Annotated in this window: 14 protein-coding genes; 10 read left to right on the top strand and 4 right to left on the bottom strand. The window is 68.1% G+C overall.

What is annotated here, in order from left to right:
* Both ALI144C_RS09525 and ALI144C_RS09530 read left to right on the top strand, forming a co-directional pair.
* Window positions 1-2977 (top strand): non-ribosomal peptide synthetase (locus ALI144C_RS09525; RefSeq protein WP_143230538.1); only part of this gene is annotated, 2977 nt, incomplete at its 5' end.
* A gap of 5 nt (window positions 2978-2982) precedes the next feature.
* Entirely contained in the window at window positions 2983-4449 is a 1467-nt protein-coding gene (locus ALI144C_RS09530) for an FAD-dependent monooxygenase (protein WP_076986677.1), read from the top strand.
* Window positions 4450-4494: 45 nt separating this feature from the next.
* Here the strand turns inward: ALI144C_RS09530 and ALI144C_RS09535 are convergent, their stop codons facing one another.
* From ALI144C_RS09535 to ALI144C_RS09550, 4 genes are read right to left on the bottom strand one after another with little or no spacing between them, the layout of a single operon-like run.
* Complete coding sequence (locus ALI144C_RS09535) at window positions 4495-5517, bottom strand: 3-oxoacyl-ACP synthase III family protein (protein WP_076986678.1); 1023 nt, start codon at window positions 5515-5517, stop codon at window positions 4495-4497.
* A gap of 8 nt (window positions 5518-5525) precedes the next feature.
* Window positions 5526-7550 carry a 2-oxo acid dehydrogenase subunit E2 gene (locus tag ALI144C_RS09540; protein WP_076986679.1) on the bottom strand — a complete coding sequence of 675 codons (2025 nt, stop codon included), beginning with the start codon at window positions 7548-7550 and terminating at the stop codon, window positions 5526-5528.
* Window positions 7547-7777 (bottom strand): acyl carrier protein, encoded by a 231-nt coding sequence (locus ALI144C_RS09545; RefSeq protein WP_076986680.1) that lies wholly within the window; start codon window positions 7775-7777, stop codon window positions 7547-7549. Before ALI144C_RS09545 ends, ALI144C_RS09540 begins: the two co-directional genes overlap by 4 nt.
* The gene (locus ALI144C_RS09550) at window positions 7774-8733 is read right to left on the bottom strand and encodes a thiamine pyrophosphate-dependent dehydrogenase E1 component subunit alpha (protein ID WP_202818902.1); all 960 of its coding nucleotides are present in this window, start codon (window positions 8731-8733) and stop codon (window positions 7774-7776) included. Before ALI144C_RS09550 ends, ALI144C_RS09545 begins: the two co-directional genes overlap by 4 nt.
* Before the next feature lie 248 nt (window positions 8734-8981).
* On the opposite strand from ALI144C_RS09550, the gene pabB reads away from it, so the two are divergent.
* The 8 genes from pabB to ALI144C_RS09590 are packed head-to-tail and all read left to right on the top strand — an operon-like array spanning window position 8982 to window position 19979.
* Entirely contained in the window at window positions 8982-11114 is a 2133-nt protein-coding gene (gene pabB / locus ALI144C_RS09555) for an aminodeoxychorismate synthase component I (RefSeq protein WP_076986681.1), read from the top strand.
* 53 nt (window positions 11115-11167) lie between these two features.
* Window positions 11168-12637 (top strand): 4-hydroxyphenylacetate 3-hydroxylase family protein, encoded by a 1470-nt coding sequence (locus tag ALI144C_RS09560; protein WP_076986682.1) that lies wholly within the window; start codon window positions 11168-11170, stop codon window positions 12635-12637.
* On the top strand, window positions 12634-13176 hold the full coding sequence (locus ALI144C_RS09565; RefSeq protein WP_076986683.1) for a hypothetical protein: 543 nt from the start codon (window positions 12634-12636) through the stop codon (window positions 13174-13176). The genes ALI144C_RS09560 and ALI144C_RS09565 overlap by 4 nt, the downstream gene beginning before the upstream one ends.
* A 20-nt stretch (window positions 13177-13196) precedes the next feature.
* Window positions 13197-14636, top strand: a complete 1440-nt coding sequence (locus ALI144C_RS09570; protein ID WP_076986684.1) for a multicopper oxidase family protein — start codon at window positions 13197-13199, stop codon at window positions 14634-14636.
* Between the two features lie 24 nt (window positions 14637-14660).
* On the top strand, window positions 14661-16499 hold the full coding sequence (asnB, locus tag ALI144C_RS09575; protein ID WP_076986839.1) for an asparagine synthase (glutamine-hydrolyzing): 1839 nt from the start codon (window positions 14661-14663) through the stop codon (window positions 16497-16499).
* Window positions 16496-17542: a PrpF domain-containing protein gene (locus ALI144C_RS09580; RefSeq protein WP_076986685.1), complete on the top strand. Its 1047-nt coding sequence runs from the start codon at window positions 16496-16498 to the stop codon at window positions 17540-17542. Before asnB ends, ALI144C_RS09580 begins: the two co-directional genes overlap by 4 nt.
* Window positions 17521-18636: an acyl-CoA dehydrogenase family protein gene (locus tag ALI144C_RS09585; protein WP_076986686.1), complete on the top strand. Its 1116-nt coding sequence runs from the start codon at window positions 17521-17523 to the stop codon at window positions 18634-18636. The genes ALI144C_RS09580 and ALI144C_RS09585 overlap by 22 nt, the downstream gene beginning before the upstream one ends.
* Entirely contained in the window at window positions 18624-19979 is a 1356-nt protein-coding gene (locus ALI144C_RS09590; protein ID WP_076986687.1) for a dihydroorotase, read from the top strand. The genes ALI144C_RS09585 and ALI144C_RS09590 overlap by 13 nt, the downstream gene beginning before the upstream one ends.
* The last annotated feature ends 6 nt before the right edge of the window (window positions 19980-19985 follow it).

Genomic DNA, 19985 nt, shown 5'->3' on the forward strand with positions numbered 1-19985 from the left:
CCTCCACGGCCCCCTCAACACCACAGCCCTCCACAACGCCATCACCACCACCATCCAACGCCACGAAACACTCCGCACCACACTCCACCAACACCACCAGACCATCCACAGCGACGCCGAGTTCGCGCTCAGCCACATCGACCTGACCGACGAACCCGAGCAGGACCGCCGGTTGAGCGACCTGCTGAACCAGCAGGCAGAGCTTCCGTTCGACCTGGCCGAAGGCCCGCTCTTCCGTGCTCTTCTGGTCCGGCTCGGCGACGATCACCACGCCCTGATCGTCAGCATGCACCACGCCATCTCCGACGGCTGGTCACTCGACATCCTCCTGCGGGAGATCAGCACACACTATCTCGGCACAACTGCCGCCCTGCCGCCGTTGCAGATCGGCTACGCCGACTTCGCCGCCTGGCAACGCGACCGTTTCGCCGATGGCTCGTTGGATCCACAGATCGCCTACTGGACAACGCAGCTGGCCGGTGCCGTCCCGCTGGAACTGCCCACCGACTTCCCACGGCCACCGCGCCAGACTTTCAACGGTGCCGCCTGTCCGGTCCGCATCGGTGCTGATCTGGCCGGGCGTGTCGAGGACATCGCGCGAGCCGAGGGCGTCACGGTGTTCATGGTGCTGCTTGCCGCGTACCAGGTGCTGCTCGCCCGAATGTCCGGCCAGGACGACATCGCGGTCGGCTCCCCGGTCACCGGACGGCAACACCCCGACGTGGCGAACCTCATTGGCTTCTTCGTCAACACACTGGTCCTCCGCACGGACCTGAGCGGCGATCCCACCTTTGCCGAGTTGCTGCACCGAGTGCGGCGAACCTGTCTGGCAGGGTACGCCCACCAGGACGCGCCGTTCGAGAAGGTCGTCGAGCAACTGCAGCCGGACCGGGACCTCAGCCGCAGCCCGCTGTTCCAGGCCATGCTCGTCCACCAGGACAACCCGCTCGGGACACTGGACATCGACGGCGTGGTGTCCAGTCCACTGTGGCCTGATCAGCGCACCAGCCAGTTCGACCTTACTCTCCGGCTCGAACCCACCGCGGACGGCCTCGGCGGCGAACTGGTCCACAACACGGATCTGTTCACCGCTGACACAGCCCAACGCTTCGCGGATCGGTTCCGCACGCTCCTGTCCGCCCTGACGAGCGCGCCTGACCAGCGCATTCATGACGTGCCCGTGATGCCGTCCGGTGAGGTCGAACTGCTTTCCGATTTGACGCCGGGTAAACAAACCCAGGTCTCGAGTCGGTTGTTGCACGAATGGTTCGAGGAGCAGGCCGACCGGACCCCGGACGCGATCGCCGTCCGTGCCGCCGATGGAGAACTGACCTACCGGGAGCTCGACCAACGCGCCAACCAACTCGCCCACCACCTCCACACCGGACCAGAAGACCTCGTCGGCATCTGCCTCCCCCGCACCCTCGATCTCATCACCGCTTTGCTCGCCGTGCTCAAAACCGGCGCAGCCTACGTCCCCATAGACCCGGCGTACCCCAAGGACCGCATCACCTACATCCTCAACGACGCCAACGCCAACACACTTGTCACCAACGACGACCACGACGGCCCATGGCGCACAGTCCGAATCGACGAAGCTTCAGCAACCGCAACCAGGCTCACCACAACAGCGATCAGCAACAACCTGGCCTACGTGATCTACACATCCGGATCGACCGGACTGCCCAAAGGCGTCATGATCGAACACCGCCACACGGCTGCCATGATCACCTGGGCAACCACCACATTCACCAAGGCCCAACTCACCAACGTCCTCGCGTCGACCTCCGTCTGCTTCGACCTGTCGGTCTACGAGATCTTCGCCCCACTGGCCATCGGCGGCAGCATCACCCTCACCGAAAACAACGCCCTGGATCTGATCGTCACCGACCCCGGTGACATCACGTTGATCAACACCGTGCCCTCGGTCGCTCAGGAACTGCTGACCTCGGAAGCACTGCCGCGCACCGCCGCCACCATCAACCTGGCAGGGGAAGCACTCAGCCCGGCACTCGTACGCGCCCTCTACGACCAGCCACACATCAAAGCGGTCAACAACCTCTACGGTCCCTCAGAGGACACCACCTACTCCACCCACGCACTCACGACTTCCACCGACCAACGAACCCCCATAGGCAAACCCCTGCACAACACCCAGGCCTACGTCCTGGACGACAACCTTCACCCAGTACCCGTCGGCAGCATCGGCGAGCTGTACCTCGGCGGAGCCAGCATCACCCGCGGCTACCACCAACGACCAGCCCTCACCGCGGAACGCTACCTCCCCGACCCCCACAGGCCAGGGCAGCGCCTGTACCGGACTGGTGACGTGGTTCGCTGGCGCTCGGACGGCCAGCTCGACTACTTCGGCCGGACCGACCACCAGATCAAACACCACGGCCACCGCATCGAACCCGCCGAAATCGAAACCACCCTCCAAGAACACCCGGCCGTCACGGATGCCGCCATAGCACTGAAAAACGACATCCTGGTGGCCTATGTCGTGGCGCCGGACGTCGACGAGGACCCCGCGCCTCTTCAAAGCCACCTCCGCACCACACTTCCCACGCACATGGTGCCGACCGTGTGGGTCTTCCTCGACGCGCTGCCGCTCACCCCCAACCGCAAGATCGACCGCAAGGCGCTGCCGGAACCCACAGCCGCGCCGACGCAATACGAAGAACCCCGTACCGACGCCGAACGACTCATCGCAGGTGTCTGGCAGGAGGTCCTGGAGAAGGACGAGATCGGCATCCGGGACAACTTCTTCACCCTCGGCGGGCACTCGCTGCTCGCCACCCGCATCACCAACAAACTCCAGACCCACCTGAACGCCACCATTCCGCTGCACCTGCTCTTCCAGCACCCCACCATCGCCGAACTGGCTGAGGCGCTGCCGGACCTCGGCCACGGCACCACACAAGCCGCGACCATCCCGCGCCTGAGGCGCTCGCTGCGCGCGAAGGAGAGGACCTGAAGGACATGGAGTCACGTGTTGTGATCGTCGGAGCCGGTCCCACCGGCCTCGCGCTGGCCGCCGAGCTCGCCGGCGCGGGTATCCGGTGCACGGTGCTGGAGAAACGCACGCGACGGGCGATCCTGTCCAGGGCGTTCACCCTGGAACCCCGGACGCTGGAACTGCTCGACATGCGCGGCCGGGCCGGGCACTTCCTGGAACGCGGCCGCCTCTGCCCGAATCCGCCGCTCGGCGACAACAACGCGTACCTGGACTACTCCCTGTTGGACACGCCGTTCCCGTTCAGCCTGACCATTCCCCAGTACGAAACCGAAACCGTGCTGGAGAAGATCGCGCTCGACGCAGGCGCCACCGTGGTGCGCGGCGCCGAGGTGACCGCGCTGCGTCAGGACGAGAACGGTGTCGACGTCGACGTGCACAGCGACATCGGCGATTCCGCGCAACGGGCGGACTTCGTCGTCGGGTGCGACGGTGTCAACAGCACCGTCCGCGCCGCCGCGGGCATCGAGTTCGACGGACGCAACTACGAACAGTCCACGATCATGGCGGATGCGAAACTGCGCAACCCGCCCACGCCGCAGGAGTACGCCAGGATCACCAAGCGGGGCATGGTCGCGGTGTTCCCGTTCCGGGACGACGAGACGTACCGGATCATCGTCTTCGACCACGAGAAGATGATGCTGCCCGCCGACCTGCCGCTGACCCTGGACGACCTGAACGAGAGTTGCCAGGGGATACTGGACATCGACATCCAGCCGTACGACCCGGTGTGGATGTCCAGGTTCCGCAGTTCGCAGCGGCACGCCCAGTCCTACCGCTCGGGCCGCGTGCTGCTCGCCGGAGACGCCGCGCACACGCACATCCCGTCCGGTGGCCAGGGCCTGCAAACCGGCATCCAGGACGCGATGAACCTTGGCTGGAAGCTGCTCGCCGAGCTGACCGGCCGGGCGTCACCGGGGCTGTTGGACTCCTACGAGCAGGAGCGCTACCCGATCGCCGCCGAGACGCTGCGCAAGACCGATCTGTCATTCCGGTTCGAGACGTCGAACTCGATCGGCGCACGGCTCATCCGCAAGCTCGTCGTCAAGATGATGCGGTTCAAGTCGGTGCAGACAGCCAACCTCAAGCACCTGTCCGGGCTCACGTTGCGCTACCCGTCCGGCGACGACAGCAAGTGGGTGGGTATGCGAGTGCCGGACCGGCCGTTGGCCGACGGCCGAGGCCGGATCCACGAGCTGTTCCGCGACTACCGGTTCGCTTTGGTGTGGCGTGGCGGCGACGCTCCTGTGGCCCAGCCGGGCTGGGCGGACCGGGTGCGGATCGCGGAGGCGGAGCTCGATCGCGAGTGGCCCCGGCTGGTGCTGGTTCGTCCAGATGGGTACGTCGCGTGGGCCGGTGACACCGCTGACGGAAGCCTCCGGCGGGCGTTGTCGAAGTGGTGCGGCGAGCCGGTGTCGTCACACAGTTCCTGACCAGAGAAGAGACGGGGCTCGTCCTTGCCGGACGAGCCCCCTTTTTCAGACTTCTACAAGAGTGCACGCCCAGTGCATGCCACGGCCCATCCCGGCCAGCGCGACCTTGTCCCCCGGGTTCAGGTCACCGGCGTGGCTCCGCAGGTTGAGCAGGTGGTCGGCAGCGCCGAAGTGCCCGTTCTCCATGGAGAACTCGACGTTCGTCTGTGCTGTGGTCATCCCGAACTTCTCGGCGACGGCGGTGAACGTCCGGAGGTTGTCGTTGAACAGGATCAGCTTCGCCAGGTCCGTCTTCTCGACGCCGACGCGCTTGCAAGCCTGCTGCACGACGGTGTGCACGCGCTCGTTCATCAGGTCGATGAACTGCGAGAACCGGTCCGGGTCGTAGTCGAAGAACTCCATCATGTCCCACGCGTCCCGGACACGCGGTGCCTCGTCCTCGCCCAAGGCGGGTGGTGAGGCGTTGAACGGGTTCGCCGCGCCACCGCGGTCCATCCGGAAGAAGTCCGCGTACCGGCCGTCTGTGATCACCTCGGTCGCCAGCCACCGGTACCGGTCGTGTCCCCGGGTGGCCACGGCCGCGGCGGCGCCGTCGGAGAACAGCAGCGAATGGGTGTCCATCCTGTTCCAGTAGGCCTCGCAGGTCCGGTTGGCGCCGATCAGCAACGCGGTGCGGTACTCCGGGTGCGTCGCGAACCGGCCCGCCAGCAGGTCGAAGCTGGTGATGCTGCCGATGCACCCCTGCGAAACGAGCACAGCCTCGGCCTTGTCGGCGCCGAGCCGGTGCTGCAGGTGGGCGGCCGCGTCCCAGTACATGTACTCCGCGATGTCCGTGGTGGCCAGTACCAACAGATCCACGTCCCCTGCGGCCATTCCGGCTTCACGCAGGGCCTCGGTCGCGGCGTCGTGCGCCAGGTCGGTCAGCCCCACCTCGGGCGCGCTCCGGTGAATGGTCCGATAGCCGTAGTCGAGAACGCGTTCCGTGTCGTCGGTGTACTCGGACACCACGTCCTTCACGGGAGCCGGGTCGCCGAGCACAGATCCGAACGAGACGATACCGAAGTCCACATTTCCTCCTAGTCGGACAGAAGACGGGACAGCGCTTCCTCGTCTTCCAGGAACGTCTTCACCTGCGTGAGGAACTGCACGGCGTCCCGGCCGTTGATCACCCGGTGGTCGTAGGAAAGCCCGATGTTGACGCACCGCCGCTGCACCACCGCGCCACCGTCATCGAGTCGGCATTCCGGGTACACCCCAGCCAACGAGACCATGCACACCTGCGGCGACAACACAATGGGCACGACGAGCAGGACGTCCGGGTCGGTGTTGATCGACAGGGTGATGTTCCCACCGGCCAGCTCACGGGCCGCAAATTCGCCGCGGAACGCCTTCATCCGGAAGTCCATCAGCACGTCGGCGATGTCGCTCACCGAACGGTCACCCGCCGCCTCGACAACAGGAACGTACAACGCTTGGCCGGTGTCCAGGGTCACGCCGACGTTCGGCACCGAGGCGAGCGCGACTGTCTCATCGTCCGACAGCGAGCCGAACATCAGCGGGAAGTCCGGGTGCGCCGACGCGATCGCCTTCACGAGCAGGTCGACCAGGTCCACGGTCGCGCCGGTCTGGTCACTGAGCTCTTCCAGTCGCCGCAACGCCTCGCCGACCTCGGCCTTGACCACGGTGTAGGCCGCCGGGATCTCCCGATGGCTACGGGTGACCACAGCCGCTGTCCCACGTTGTGCCTTGTCCAACCGCCGCTGCTCAGGCCGCACATTGTCCCGTGGGGCGGGTTTCGGTGCTTCTTGCGGCTGCGCCGGGGAAGGCAGGAGATGGCCGAGCACCGCGCCGACTTCCCGTTCCTCCCCGACCGGCACGACCTGGTGGAGGTAACCGGCTTCGGGGGCAAGGACCTCCTCGATGGCCTTCGAGGTCTCCAGTGCCACGACGGGATCCTGCGCCTCGACCCAGTCACCTTCGGCCCGCATCCATTCGACGAGCATGTAGGTGGTGTCGTTGTTGTTCAGCTTCGGCGTGGTGATCGGTGTCCCGTCGGCCGGTGGGTCGACAGGAGGTGCCCCCGGCGGTCCGGGGTCCACCGTGGTCACGTCGGCGATGGCCGCGCGGATGGTCGCGGCGTCGAGCAGGACCGACTGTTCGAGGTGCGTCGCGGTCGGGATGATCGAGTCGGCGGAGCTCAGCCGCAGCACCGGTTGCGTGAGGTCGGACCACATCCGGTCGTAGATCTGGGTGGCGACCTCGGCGCCCCACGTTCCCCCGGCCGTGCCCTCCTCCACGACGGCGATCCGGCCAGCGGCACGAAGTACGGGCAGCACCGGATCGAGGTCGAGGGGGTACAGCTGGCCGGGAACCAGGACCTCGGCGGCGATCGAGTGGTCCTTGCCCAGGCTCGCCGCGGCCTCCAGCGCCCGGTGGGCCACGCCGCCGGGAGCGATGATCACCACGTCGCCGGTGGTGGGACCGGTGACGTGCGCCCACCCCGGTGCGTCGCCGACCAGCTCGTACCCGAAGGTGTCGTCGACGCTGCCGTCCCGGAAGGCTCTGCGGGTGTACAGGACCTTGTCCTCGAACAGCACGCCGGGCACGCCCCGGTTGAGCGCGTGATCCAGCAGCTCCTCCGGGTTGTGGAACGGCGACAGCTCGTACAGCACGAGGTTCGGGATCCCGACGAAGTGCTTTTGCAGGCTTTGGCTGTGTGTCGGCCCGTATCCGCGGTTGCCGCCGACCGGGCAACGCACGACCAGCGGCATGGGCACGCGACGGCCGTACATCGAGACGGACTTCGACGCGAAGTTCAGCACCTGGTCGAACCCCAGCGCGGCGAAGTCACCGAACATGATCTCGGCGATGACCTTGTTGCCGCACAGGGCGAGTCCACCCGCGACGCCGATCAGCCCGCCTTCGCTCAGCGGGGTGGCCAGTACGCGGTCGGGGTACTCGGTCGACAGTCCTTTGGTGACCTTGAACGCACCGCCGTACGGGTCGAGCAGGTCCTCACCGAGCAGGTACAGCTGCTCGTCCCGGCTGAACAGGGAGTGCAGTCCGTGGTTGAGGGTCTCCGCCACCCTCGGTGCGGTCACGAGGTCACCCCCTTGGCTGCCAAAGCCTGCCGGAGCTCACCGACCGACCGGCAGGAGCGCGCTTCCCGTGGGCTGAGCCGGGTGCCGTAGGTCTTCTCCACCAGGGCGAGCAGTTGGACGTGTCGCAGACTGGTCCACGCGCTGGTGGTCGCGGCACCGGTCTGCTCGGTGACGTCCTCCGCCGCGATCCCGAGGACGTCGGCGACGAGCGACTCGACGGACGTCATCGGACCGCCTCCGCAGGCCGATCCGCCCAGTCCGACGGCGGCCTGGCTTCGACTTCCTCCACAACACGGGAGACTCGTGCCCGCTGCCGGGCGTCGACGGTCGCGAACCGCTCCCCGAACCGGGCGGCGTACTCGGTGTACCAGTCGCGGGCACGGACCCAGCGCAGTTCCTCCTCGCACCGGGTGTCGTCGCCCTTGCTGTGCGGCCCCACCCGCACGGTGTCGAACTCGACCACCGCGGGTCGGCAGGCCGTGCGCACCTCGTCCACGACGGGCTTGAGCCGGTGCCGGATCGCGCCGATGTCGGTGCTGTCCACCTCGAGGTGGGTGACGCCGAACGCGTGTGCCCGGCCCGCGATCGTGCCCGCCATCTGCATACCGGTGGGCGTGGACTGGGCGATTCCGTTGTGCTCCACGACAACCAGCAGTGGCAGGTGCCAGAGGCTCGCCATGTTCAGCGCCTCGTACACCGCGCCCTCTCCCCAGGTGCCGTCGCCGATGAACGCGACGGAGGCGCGGTTCTGCCGGGACCGCTGGAAGTGCAGCGCCACACCGGTCGCGGCGGGCATGCTCTGGCCCTGCACGCCGGTGGACAGGTAACCGTCCCGGTAGATGTGCTGGCTGCCACCGACCCCCGCGCACACCGCGCCCTGGCGTCCCATGATCTCGGCCAGCAGCCCGGCCGGGTCGTCGAACCGGGCGAGGTAGTGACCGTGGCCGCGGTGGTTGCTGAAAACGAAGTCGTCGCGAAGCAACGGCGCCAAAGCGACCGGGATGTATTCCTGCCCCAGGCAGGTGTGCGTGGTACCGTTGAGTTTTCCGGCACCGAACAATTCGAGCAGTGCCAGCTCGAAATTGCGGATCAGCAGCAGCGATTCCAGATCGTCGTCGGCTACCGTGAAATTCGATGGGCCAACCTGCTCCAGGTCGACCGACGGTCGGTGGACAACGGTCACCTGCGCCTCCCATATGCGTCCTACCTGTGACGACGACGCTATCGGCGGCGGCTCTCATGCCGGTCTCGAATCCTCCTACGCGCCACTATCACCTTCCTCTTACCGGCGCGATCGAGCCGGAAACCGCCGTCACCAGACGCTACGCTGACCATGCTTGCCTTCCAGTGACTCGACCCGATGACTCGACACTGAATTCGGCATCCGAAGGCGTCCTGAACCACTCACAGCAACGGGAATCGGCGGGTTGTATGCGTACTTTGCTTATCGACAACCACGACTCCTACACGTACAACCTCTTCCAGCTGATGGCGAGCGTGTACCGCACGGAGCCCACAGTGCTGGCCAACGACGACCCGAGCTGGCCGCGGATGGACCTCGACGAGTTCGACGCACTCGTGATCTCCCCCGGCCCCGGGCACCCCCGCAGGCGCCGGGACCTCGGCGCCTGTCTGGACATCCTGCGCCGGACCAGCCTGCCGGTGCTGGGCGTGTGCCTGGGCCACCAGGCGATCGCGTGGATGTGCGGTGCTGAGGTGGCCGTCGCGCCCCGCCCCCGGCACGGACACCTGACCAGGGTGACCCACAACGGCCGTCAGCTGTTCGCCGGGGTGCCCCAGGAGTTCACCGCGGTGCGGTACCACTCGCTGTGCGTCCGGTCCCAGCAGCTTCCCGCCGAACTGGAGGCGACGGCGTGGGCGGAGGACGGCGTGGTGATGGGCTTGCGGCATCTGTCCCGCCCGTTGTGGGGTGTTCAGTTCCACCCCGAGTCCGTGGCGACCGACCACGGCGCGACGCTGCTGGACAACTTCCGCCGCCTCGCCGAGAAGACAGCGGCCCGCAACGGCAGCCCTTTCGGCCGCGTCCCCCAGGCGACGGCAACGCCTCGGCCCCCTCGCGCACCGGACTGCGAGCAGCCCGGTCCGTGGCGGGTCCTGCACCGCGTGGTGGACCGGGAAGCCGACGCCGAGGCCACGTTCCGCGAGCTGTTCAGCCACTCCCGTCACGCGTTCTGGTTGGACAGCAGTCAGGTGGAGGCCGGCCTGTCCCGGTTTTCCTTCCTCGGCGCGCCGTTGGGGCCCGACGGTGAGGTGCTTTCCTACGACGTCGAACGTTCCGTGCTCACCGTGCTCCCGGCTCTCGGGCCTGCCCGGCAGGTCCGGGAGTCGGTCTTCGACGTGCTGGACGCCCGGTTGCGGGAGCGCGGCACACCCACGCCAGCCCTGCCGTTCGGGCTGAACTGCGGTTATGTCGGCTACTTCGGGTACGAGCTCAAGGCCGAACTCGGTTTCCCGAACCGGCATGCCGCCGCCACACCCGACGCGGTGTGGGTGTCCGCGACGAGGATGGTCGCCGTCGACCACGCCGAAGGGCGTACCTATCTGCTCGCCCTCGCGCGGGACGGCAACGTCGCGCAAGCCACGGCGTGGCTGGACGAGACGGAGACACGGCTCGCTCTCAGCGGCAACGGGTCCGGTGGTCCGGCCGCGCACACCACCGCCGACATCGACCCCGAGCCGTGGCTGCGGCGCCCCCGGCCTGGTTATCTCGCCGACGTCACCGACTGCCAGCACGAACTGCACGCCGGTGAGAGCTACGAGATCTGCCACACCACGACCGCGACCATGCCGTTCGCCGGGGACCCGCTGGAGCGCTACCTGCGCCAGCGCCGTGCCAACCCCGCGCCCTACGCGGCGTACCTGCGGCTCGGTGACGCCTACGTGCTGTGCTCGTCCCCGGAACGGTTCCTCAGGGTGGACAAGGACCACGTCGTGCAGAGCAAGCCGATCAAGGGGACGGCACCGCGCCACCCCGATCCGGCACAGGACGAGCGCCTGCGCGAGGAACTGGCCCGCAGCGCCAAGGCCCGTGCCGAGAACCTGATGATCGTCGACCTGCTCCGCAACGACCTCGGCCGGGTGTGCGAGGTGGGCACGATCAGCGTCCCCCGGTTCATGGTGGTGGAGAGCTACGCGACAGTGCACCAGCTCGTATCCACAGTGGAGGGACGGCTGCGACCGGGCATCACCGCCATCGACTGCGTCCGGGCCTGTTTCCCCGGTGGCTCGATGACCGGGGCGCCCAAACAGCGCACCGTGGAGATCATCGACCGACTGGAGAACGGCCCGAGGGGGATCTACTCGGGCACGCTCGGCTGGTTCGGTCTCGACGGCACCGCGGACCTCAACATCGTCATCCGCACGGCGGTGATCACCGGCGGAGAGCTGACCGTCGGCGCGGGCGGGGCGATCGTGCTCGACTCCGACCCCGTCGACGAGTACGAGGAAATGCTGCTCAAGGCGCGTGCTCCCCTGCGTGGACACACCGGCGGCCGTGCCGCGCCGCCCAGCGCGTTGCTGCCGTCCGCGACCAACCCGGCCTGACCCCCGACGAGCCCCTGACGAGCCCCTTGACGAGCACTGGCGTGGAGGATGCCATGACACGCACCGGATCCGAGTACATCGAGTCTCTTCGCGACGGTCGCGAAGTCTGGTACGACGGCGAACGCGTCAAAGACATCACCGTCCACCCGGCCTTCCACAACACGATCCGCTCGATCGCCGGGCTCTACGACCGCACGCACGAGCCTGACCTGCGTGACGTGCTGACCGTGCGCGCCCCCGACGGCGGCCGGGTGCTGCGCGCCTACCAGGTTCCCATGACCCGCATGGACCTTGTGGCCAAACGGGTGGCGTTCAAGGCGTGGGCCGAGGCGAGCTTCGGTTTCCTCGGCCGGTCACCGGACTACATGGCGACCGCGATCTCCGGGTTCGCCGCCGCGCCGCACGTCTTCACCGGCGCGACGTTCGACGGCGCGCCGAACGTCCTCGACTTCCACGCCCGGATGGCCCGCAACGACCTGTTCGAGGCCCACACCCTGGTCAACCCCCAGATCGACCGGACGAAAACGCCGTCCCAACAGGAAGAGGACGATCTCTACCTGCGTGTGGTGCGGGAACGCGACGACGGGATCGTGGTGCGGGGCGCGAAGATGGTCGGCACCGGCGCGGTGTTCGGCGACGAGATCCTGGTGGGCACCACCCAGCGGCTGGCTCCGGCCGACGCCGACTACGCGTTGTCGTTCTCGGTCCCCGTGTCCTCACCCGGCGTGAAGTTCGTCTCCCGGGCGTCCTATGAGGACAAGGCCAGGAGCGTGTTCGACTACCCGCTCGCCTCGCGTTTCGACGAGAACGACGCCTTGGTCGTCTACGACAACGTCTTCGTCCCGTGGGAGAACGTCCTGGTCTACCGGGACGTGGACGTCTGCAACTCGCAGTGGTGGAAGACGCCCGCGTTCGTCAACTTCGTGCACCACGGGGCGACCCGGCTGTGGACGAAGTTCGAGTTCCTCACCGGGATCGCGTTGCTGATCGCCAAGGCCAACAACACGGCCAAGCTGCCACCCGTCCAGGCCCAGATCGGCAAACTGATGGGCTGGCTCAACACGATGCGCTCGATGGTGCTGGCGCTGGAGGCCGCGTGCGAAACGGTGGACGGGCCGGGCGGGCCGGTGCAGCCGAACAAGGAGATCAGCTGCGCTCAGCTGGCCGTCGGGCCGGAGCTGTACCCCCAGGTGCTCAACGAGATCAAGCTGCTCGCGGGCGGCGGTTTGATCCAGCTGCCCGCGTCCTTCCAGGACCTGCTGAATCCGGAAACCGTGCCGCTGCTGCGCAAGTACATCCGCTCACCCGGCTGTCCCACCGAGGAACGCGTCAAGCTGTTCAAACTCGCCTGGGACGCGCTGGGTAGCGAGTTCGCCGGGCGGCACGAGCACTACGAGCGCTTTTACCACGGCGCGCCACACGTGTACCTGAGCGCGATCGTCCGCGAAGGCGACACCGACGCGTACGAACGACTCGCCCAAACCTGCCTCGACGGCTACGAGTTGCACGAGGAGGCGCCGTGACCACTATCGCCGGGAGGACCCCACGGATCGCGAGGCGCACCATCGTCCTTTCGGTCAACTGGTTGGCGTCGTTCTCGCTCGTCCAGGCCGTCGCCGTCGCGTGGGTGCTGTCACAGCAACGCACCGTCGTGTTCGACGGCCGTGCCAGCGGGCACACGCACCACGGAGCGGGCGGTACGCACTACGCGCCGCCGATCAGCCTCGAACGGGCGCCATATCTGGCCGGAATCACGTTCCTCACGGCGCACATCCTGTTCGTGCTGCTGGCCGCGAGCGCGTACGTTCTGCGCAAGACCCTGGTGCGGATCGGCAAGCAGGTTCCGTCCCTGCCGGTTCACCTCGCTTTCGCAGGCCTGGCAACCGTTGTCACGACCGTCGCGACTCCCGTGGTGGCGTGGATCAGCCTGGGTGAACAGCCGTCGGCGACGGTCGTCGCCGAGGCCGTCGACGCCGCCAGGGCCGCGTTCGTGATCTCCGTACTGTTCATCGCCCTGTTCGGCATGCCATGGCCACGACGCCCCGACCGGCCTGCCGACTGAAGACGAGTTAGGGGAAGACCATGCTCAAACGGCGGGAATTCGTGAAACTGCTCGGTGCGGGCGGCGCCGCCCTCGCGCTCACCAGCGAATGCGGTGTGGGGTCCAGAGCGGCGGCCATCCCGTCCCTGCCGCCGTTCTCGACGCCGCTGCACATCCCACCGGTGGCACGCCCGGAGCGCACCGACGGCACGACCGACTTCTACCGGGTCAAGATGGCCGAGACCCAGGCCGAGATCTTCCCCGGCCTGCAGACCAAGGTGCTCACCTACAACGGGGAGTTCCCGGCCGCCACCATCCGCGCCCAGCGCGGCAGGAAGGTCGCCATCACCCAGCAGAACCAGACCAAGCAGCCCACGGCGGTGCACCTGCACGGCGCCCATCTGCCCAGGAAGGACGACGGGCACCCGATGGACGTGATCGAGCCGGGCGGACAGCGCGACTACCTGTATCCCAACACCCAACTCGGCGCGACCCTCTGGTACCACGACCACGCCCACCACACCGAGGCCGAACACGTCTACCGCGGCCTGGCAGGCATGTACATCCTGGAGGACGAGCAGGAGAAGGCCCTCGGCCTGCCGGAGGGCGAGTTCGACGTTCCGCTGCTGTTGCGCGACTCGCAGTTCGACGCGGCCGGTCAGCTCGTCTGGATGCTCGCCGGGTTCGCGGGCCGGACGACGCTGCTGGTCAACGGCAGCCCGCAGCCGTACTTCGAGGTGGCCGCGCGCAAGTACCGGTTCCGTTTCCTCAACTGCGCCAACGACCGCAGCTACACCCTGCGGCTCGGCGACGGCAAAGGCGTCCCGATGCACCTGATCGGCTCGGACGGCGGCCTGCTGCCCGCACCGGTCACGGTCACCAGCTTCGACATCACCCCCGGTGAACGCGTCGAGGCGGTCATCGACTTCTCCCAGTTCCCCATCGGCACCCAACTGACGCTCACCAACGACATCGGCGAGGTCGAGGACGTGAAGCCGGTGATGCGGTTCGACGTCCTGCGCACCGCACCGGACACCAGCCGGGTCCCCGCCACTCTGCGGCCGCGCGCCGACCTCGGCGAGGCCACGGTCGAGCGCGACATCGAGATGCACGTGGAACTGACGCCCAACCCCGCCGACATCAAGAGCACGCTCGACCGGAAGCTGTACGACCCCAACCGGATCGACCAGCGCGGCAAGCTCGGCACCACCGAGATGTGGACGATCCGCAACACCGACACCGAACTCGGCATCCCGCACAACATGCATCTGCACCTGGAACAGTTCCACATCATCGACCGCAACGGCAAACCCGTCGGCGGCCACGAGACCGGGCTTAAGGACACGGTGGTCATCCCGCCTGGCGGCAACGTCCGGATCAAGGTGCGGTTCACCGAGCACGCGGGCACGTTCGTGTACCACTGCCACATGCTGGACCACTCCGCGCTGGGAATGATGGGACAGCTGGAACTCACCACGTGACGAGACCACCGGGGAGTGGTGCGGATGTGCCGGATCTACGGACATTTCAGCTCGACGGTCTCCCAGGCCGAACTGGACAACGTCGCGGCGTTGCAGCGGCACGGCGGTCCGGACGCGCACTGGAGCACGACCGGCCCGACGTGGGCACTGGGCACGAACCGGCTCGCGATCATGGATCCCGCCGGCGGCACGCAACCGTACGAACTGCCCGGCGGGCAGGTCAAAGTCGTGTTCAACGGCGAGATCTACAACCACCACGAGCTGCGCAGGCTGCTCAGCGCCCGCGGCTACCACTTCGCGGACCACTGCGACGGCTCGATTCTGCCTGCGCTGTACGACCTCTACGGTGATTGCTTCACCGATCACCTGGACGGCATGTACGCGGTCGCGGTGCTGGACACGCGTCATCGGCCGCGTTTGGTGCTGGCGACCGACCACATCGGGATGAAGCCGCTGTTCTACTCGTGGTTCCCGGGGACCGGCGGCTTGATCTTCTCCTCGGAGATCCCGGCGTTGCTGGCCGTCGACGCCGTGCCGAGCACCGAGTGGACACCCGGCCTGGATTCCTATCTGGCGGCCAAGACCCCGTTCGGTGATCAGACCATGTTCGCCGCGATCAAGGCAGTACCGCCGGCCACCACGATGGTCTGTGACAGCGACGGGCTGTGCCTGACCCGGCGTGAACGCCCCGATCCCCCAGCGGTCGTGCCGTCGAGTCTCGAATCGGCGGGCGTCACGCTCCAGGAGCGGTTGCGCGACGAGGTGCACCGACTGCTCGACGCCGACGTCCCCGTCGCCACCATCACCTCGGGTGGGCTGGATTCCAGCCTGGTCACCGCGCTGGCCGCGGACGTCGTCCCGGATCTGCACACCTTCAACATCGGTTACACCGGTTCGTGGCCGGACGACGAACGCCGGTTCGCGCGCCTGGTCGCGGCCGAGACCGGGGCGACCTACCACCAGGTCGAGATCGACCCGGCCGGTTTCCCCGACCGGCTGCCGGAAGTGGTCCGGCACCTCGGGCAGCCCAACGCCGACCCGATCACCCTGAGCAGCCACGCCCTGTTCCGGCACGTCCGCGACGCCGGGTTCAAGGTCGTCCTGACCGGCGACGGGGCCGACGAGGTGTTCGGCGGGTACGGGCGGATGCGCAGCGCGGCCCGCTCGACCGAGACGGGCGCGCCGTGGCGTGAATCCTATTTGGACGAGGTGGCCGTCCTCCCCGCGAGACAACGGGCGAAGCTGTACACGTCGGACTACGCCCTCGCACTGGACGACGCCGGTCCTGCACTGCCTGCGGCGGCCACGGCGGCACTACGGCACGGCTCGGGCAGCGTGCTGGACCGGATCACCGGGTTCGAGCTGGCCTACCGGCTGCCCGCGTACCACCTGCGCAGGGTCGACCACATGAGCATGGCCAGTTCGGTCGAGGCCCGGCTGCCGTTCTGCCAGCGCGGGATCGTCGAAATGGGCCGGGCACTGCCCGACCGGCTGCGCATCGACGGCGACCAGGTCAAGCGCGCGCTGTACGCGGCCGCCGCCGACCGGCTGCCCTCAGCGGTGCTGACCCGGCCCAAGCAACCCTTCACCCTGCCGATCGTCGCGATGCTCGCACCGGGCTGGCCGTTGTGGGAGTACGCCAGGGACCTGCTGTCGGCGCAACGGCTGCGCCGGGCGGGCCAGCTCGACCCCCGGGCTGTGCAGCGGCTGTTCACCACCCAGGCGACGTCCCCGGACAGCACCGTGGCCCTGACCATCTGGGCGCTGCTGATCCACGAGGTCTGGCGCGAGCTGTTCGTCGGCGGTCCCCGGCCGCGGATGTCGCCGAGCATGTCCACAGTGGAAGGGAAGGTGACGTCGTGATCGGTCATCTCGCGTACGCGGAAGGCAGTCCGTGCCCCACCCTGGTGCTGGACGCCGACCACATGCCGCAGGACGAGGAGAACCTGCTGGCCGCGCTCACCGATGTCCGCCGGTGGCTGGAGGACGCGGGCGGCGGCCATGTGCTCAAGATCGCCCTCGTGCGACCGTCGGACAACCCGATGTTCGATCTCGACTACCGGTTCGTGCAGGCGCTGCCGGACGGACCCGGCCGGTTCGACCTGCGCGGCTCCTGCGGGCATTCGATCCTGTCGTCGATCCTGGCCGCGTCCGCGTCCGGGATGCTGCCGAGGCTGTCCCCCGGCGTGCGGGTCGGGGTGCACGTGCGGAACAACGACGACCACGTCGTGTGCGAGATCGACGAGGTGCACCGGGACAACGCGCGGTTCAGCGTCCACTTCGTGCACCAGCCGACCATGCCGTTCCGCGAGTTGTTGCTGACCGGGCAGCCGGTGACCACATTGGACGTGCACGGTGATGAGGTTCCGGTGTCGCTCGTCTCGGCCGGGAACCCGTACGTGTTCGTGGCGGCCGAGACGGTTGGTGTTACCACCAAGGAGGACTTGTTCGCCGACGACCCCGACCTGTACGCCCGGCTCGTCGACATCCGCGCCACCGCCGCGGCCCGGCTCGGCTGGTCGGCCAGGGGCGCGTTCCCGAAGATCGCCGTCACCCTGCCCCTGGGCCAAGGCCGGATCGCCGTACGCGCGATCTCGGTACCCAGCTGGCATCCCACGCTGGCGCTCACCGGAGCCGCGTGCCTCGGTGCCGCGACCGGCATCACCGGCACGATTCCCTGGCAGGTCACCGGACGCGATCCCTTCTCGTCCGGTCCCGTGCGCATCGACACGCCGGGCGGGAGTTCGTCCGTGGCGGCGGCCACCCGGGTGGTCGACGGCAGGCGTGAACTCGGCTGGATCACCGTCGGCAACCGGCGCGCCACCCTCTACGGCTCGTTCCTGCTCCAGCCGCTCGCAGACCTCCAGGTGAAGGAGCTGTCCGAATGTCTGTCGATTTCGATGTGACCCAGCCGGCCCGGTTCCTCCCGGCGGGCCTGACCGCCCTGCTGCACGGGTCCGCTACCGACACCGTCCGCAGTGGACAGCCGGATCGCGCCGTGCTGGATGAGGTTCGGCGCTCGGGTCTGCTCGCGGCCGGTGTGCCTGTCGAGTACGGCGGCAGCGGGGGCGACGCCGCACTGGTCAACCAGGTGGTCGAGCGTGTGGCGACGGTCAACCCCTCCGTGGCGATCATCGTGTTCCAGCACTTCGCGGTGAGCGCGCGGATCACCGAATGGGGCACCGGTTCACAGAAGGACAGGCTGTTGCCCCGGCTGGCCCGCGGGGACCTGCTCGCCGCGTCGGCGTGGAGCGAACCAGGCGCGGGCGCGGCCAAGAAGAAGATCAGCACGACCGCGACGCCGTTACCCGGTGGCCGCTGGGTGCTCGACGGCGCCAAGTCGTTCACCACCGGAGCCGGGGTGGCCGATCTGTACCTCGTGCTGGCCGGTACGGGACCGCCGCACGAGAACACTCGAAGCGACTACGGCTCGGCCGGGCAGTCCTTCTTCCTCGTGCCTGCCGAAAGCCGGGGTGTGGTCCCGGATCTCAGCATGGACCTGGTCGGCATGCGGGGTTCGGCGACCGGGTTCGTGACACTGCGGCGGTGTGAGGTCTCCGACGCGGACCGGCTCGGGCCGGTGGGCCACGCACCGGCGATCATCGCCGGTGTCCGGGAGTCCGGCGTGACCCTGGGGGCTGTCTCAGTGGGAATCGGGCAGGCGTTGCTCGACCTCGCCGCCGCGCGGGTGGCCAACGGCAAGCTGCCCGCGGCTCGGCTCGTCGACCTCGCCACCCGGGTGGAGGCAGCTCGGGCGCTGGTGACGTGCGCGGGGCAACGGGTTTCGCCGAACGTCGGAATGACCACGTTGCACAGCAAGCTGTTCGCCTCCGTGGTGGCCGAGCAGGTCGGCTCTGAGGTGGCGCGGCTGATGGGCTCGGCGGGTTACGTCGTCGGCAACGAGGTCAACAGGCTGCTGGCCGATGCCCGCGCGGTGGCGTTGATGGGCCCCACCAACGAGCTGTGCCGAGAGTTGGTGACGAACGCATGGCGCACGTGAACCTCGCGGTCACAGGCGGCCGGGTGGTGACGCCCGACGGCGTACAGAACAGCTCGGTACTCGTCACCGACGGGCGAATCACTGAGGTCACTGCGGATGTACCCGCCGATGTCCCGGTGATCGACGCCCAAGGCCACTACGTGCTGCCGGGGCTGATCGACTCGCACGTCCATTTCCGCACGCCAGGCCTGGAGCACAAGGAGGACTGGGCGCACGGCAGCAGAGCCGCCGTCGCCGGTGGCGTCACGACCGTGATGGACATGCCCAACACCGTGCCACCCGGCCTGGACGCGCAAGCGCTGGCGGCCAAGGCGGACCTGGTCACCGGTCAGTCCCTTGTGGACTTCCGGTTCCACCACGGCGCGGACCCGGACCGGCCGGAACTGCTGGCCGACGTGGATCACGCGACCGCGACCAGCGCCAAGGTCTTCATGGCCGGGCACCACACGGCACCGACGGTGGTGCGCACCCCCGACCAGCTCGAGAAGATCTTCGCGGCCGCGGCGCGCAACGACATCCAGTTGGTGCTGCACGCCGAAGACAGCTCGTTGTTCGACCTGCTCGACCAGTGGCGAGGAGAACCCGCCCACTACCGGGACTACGAGCGCCGGCGCCCCCGTAGCGGCGGCATCTCCGCCGTGGCGCAGGTTCTCGCTCTCGTTCGGCGGCACGGCACCAAAGCGCACGTCCTGCACCTGTCGAGTGCCGAGGAGGCCGACTTGATGGCCGCCGCGGCGGCCGCCGGACTACCGGTGACCTTCGAGGTGACCGGTCACCACCTGTCGTTCACCGACGCCGACACCCTGCGGCTCGGCGCCAGGACACGGCTGTCGCCCGCCATCCGCGGCCAAGCCGACCAGGACCGGCTCTGGTCCGCGTTGCGGGCAGGCGAAGCAGCGACCATCGGCAGTGATCACGCGCCGCACACGTACGCCGAGAAGACCCGCGACGTGGCCGACGCGCCACCGGGTTTGCCCGGCGTCCAGGAACTCGCCACGGCGGTCTGGACCGGCATGCGCCGCCGCTGGCCCGACGAGCACCCCGACACCGCGATCACCAGGCTCGTCGACCACTTGGCGGCGCGTCCGGCGGATCTGTTCACCCTGCCAGGTAAAGGGCGGTTGGCGCCCGGCGCCGACGCGGACCTCGTGATCTTCGACCCGGACCGGCGCTGGATGCTCAACTCGGCCGACGTGCACGCCAAGTGCGGCTGGTCGGCGTACGAGGGCTGGAGCATGACCGGCCGGGTCCTGACGACCATCAGGGCCGGTGAGGTCATGTGGAACCAGGAACGGGCCCACTTCGGCAGCCCGACCGGCCGCCTGCTGACACCGGCCCGGTAGCACCGG

Source organism: Actinosynnema sp. ALI-1.44, from assembly GCF_001984155.1.
GTDB lineage: Bacteria > Actinomycetota > Actinomycetes > Mycobacteriales > Pseudonocardiaceae > Kibdelosporangium.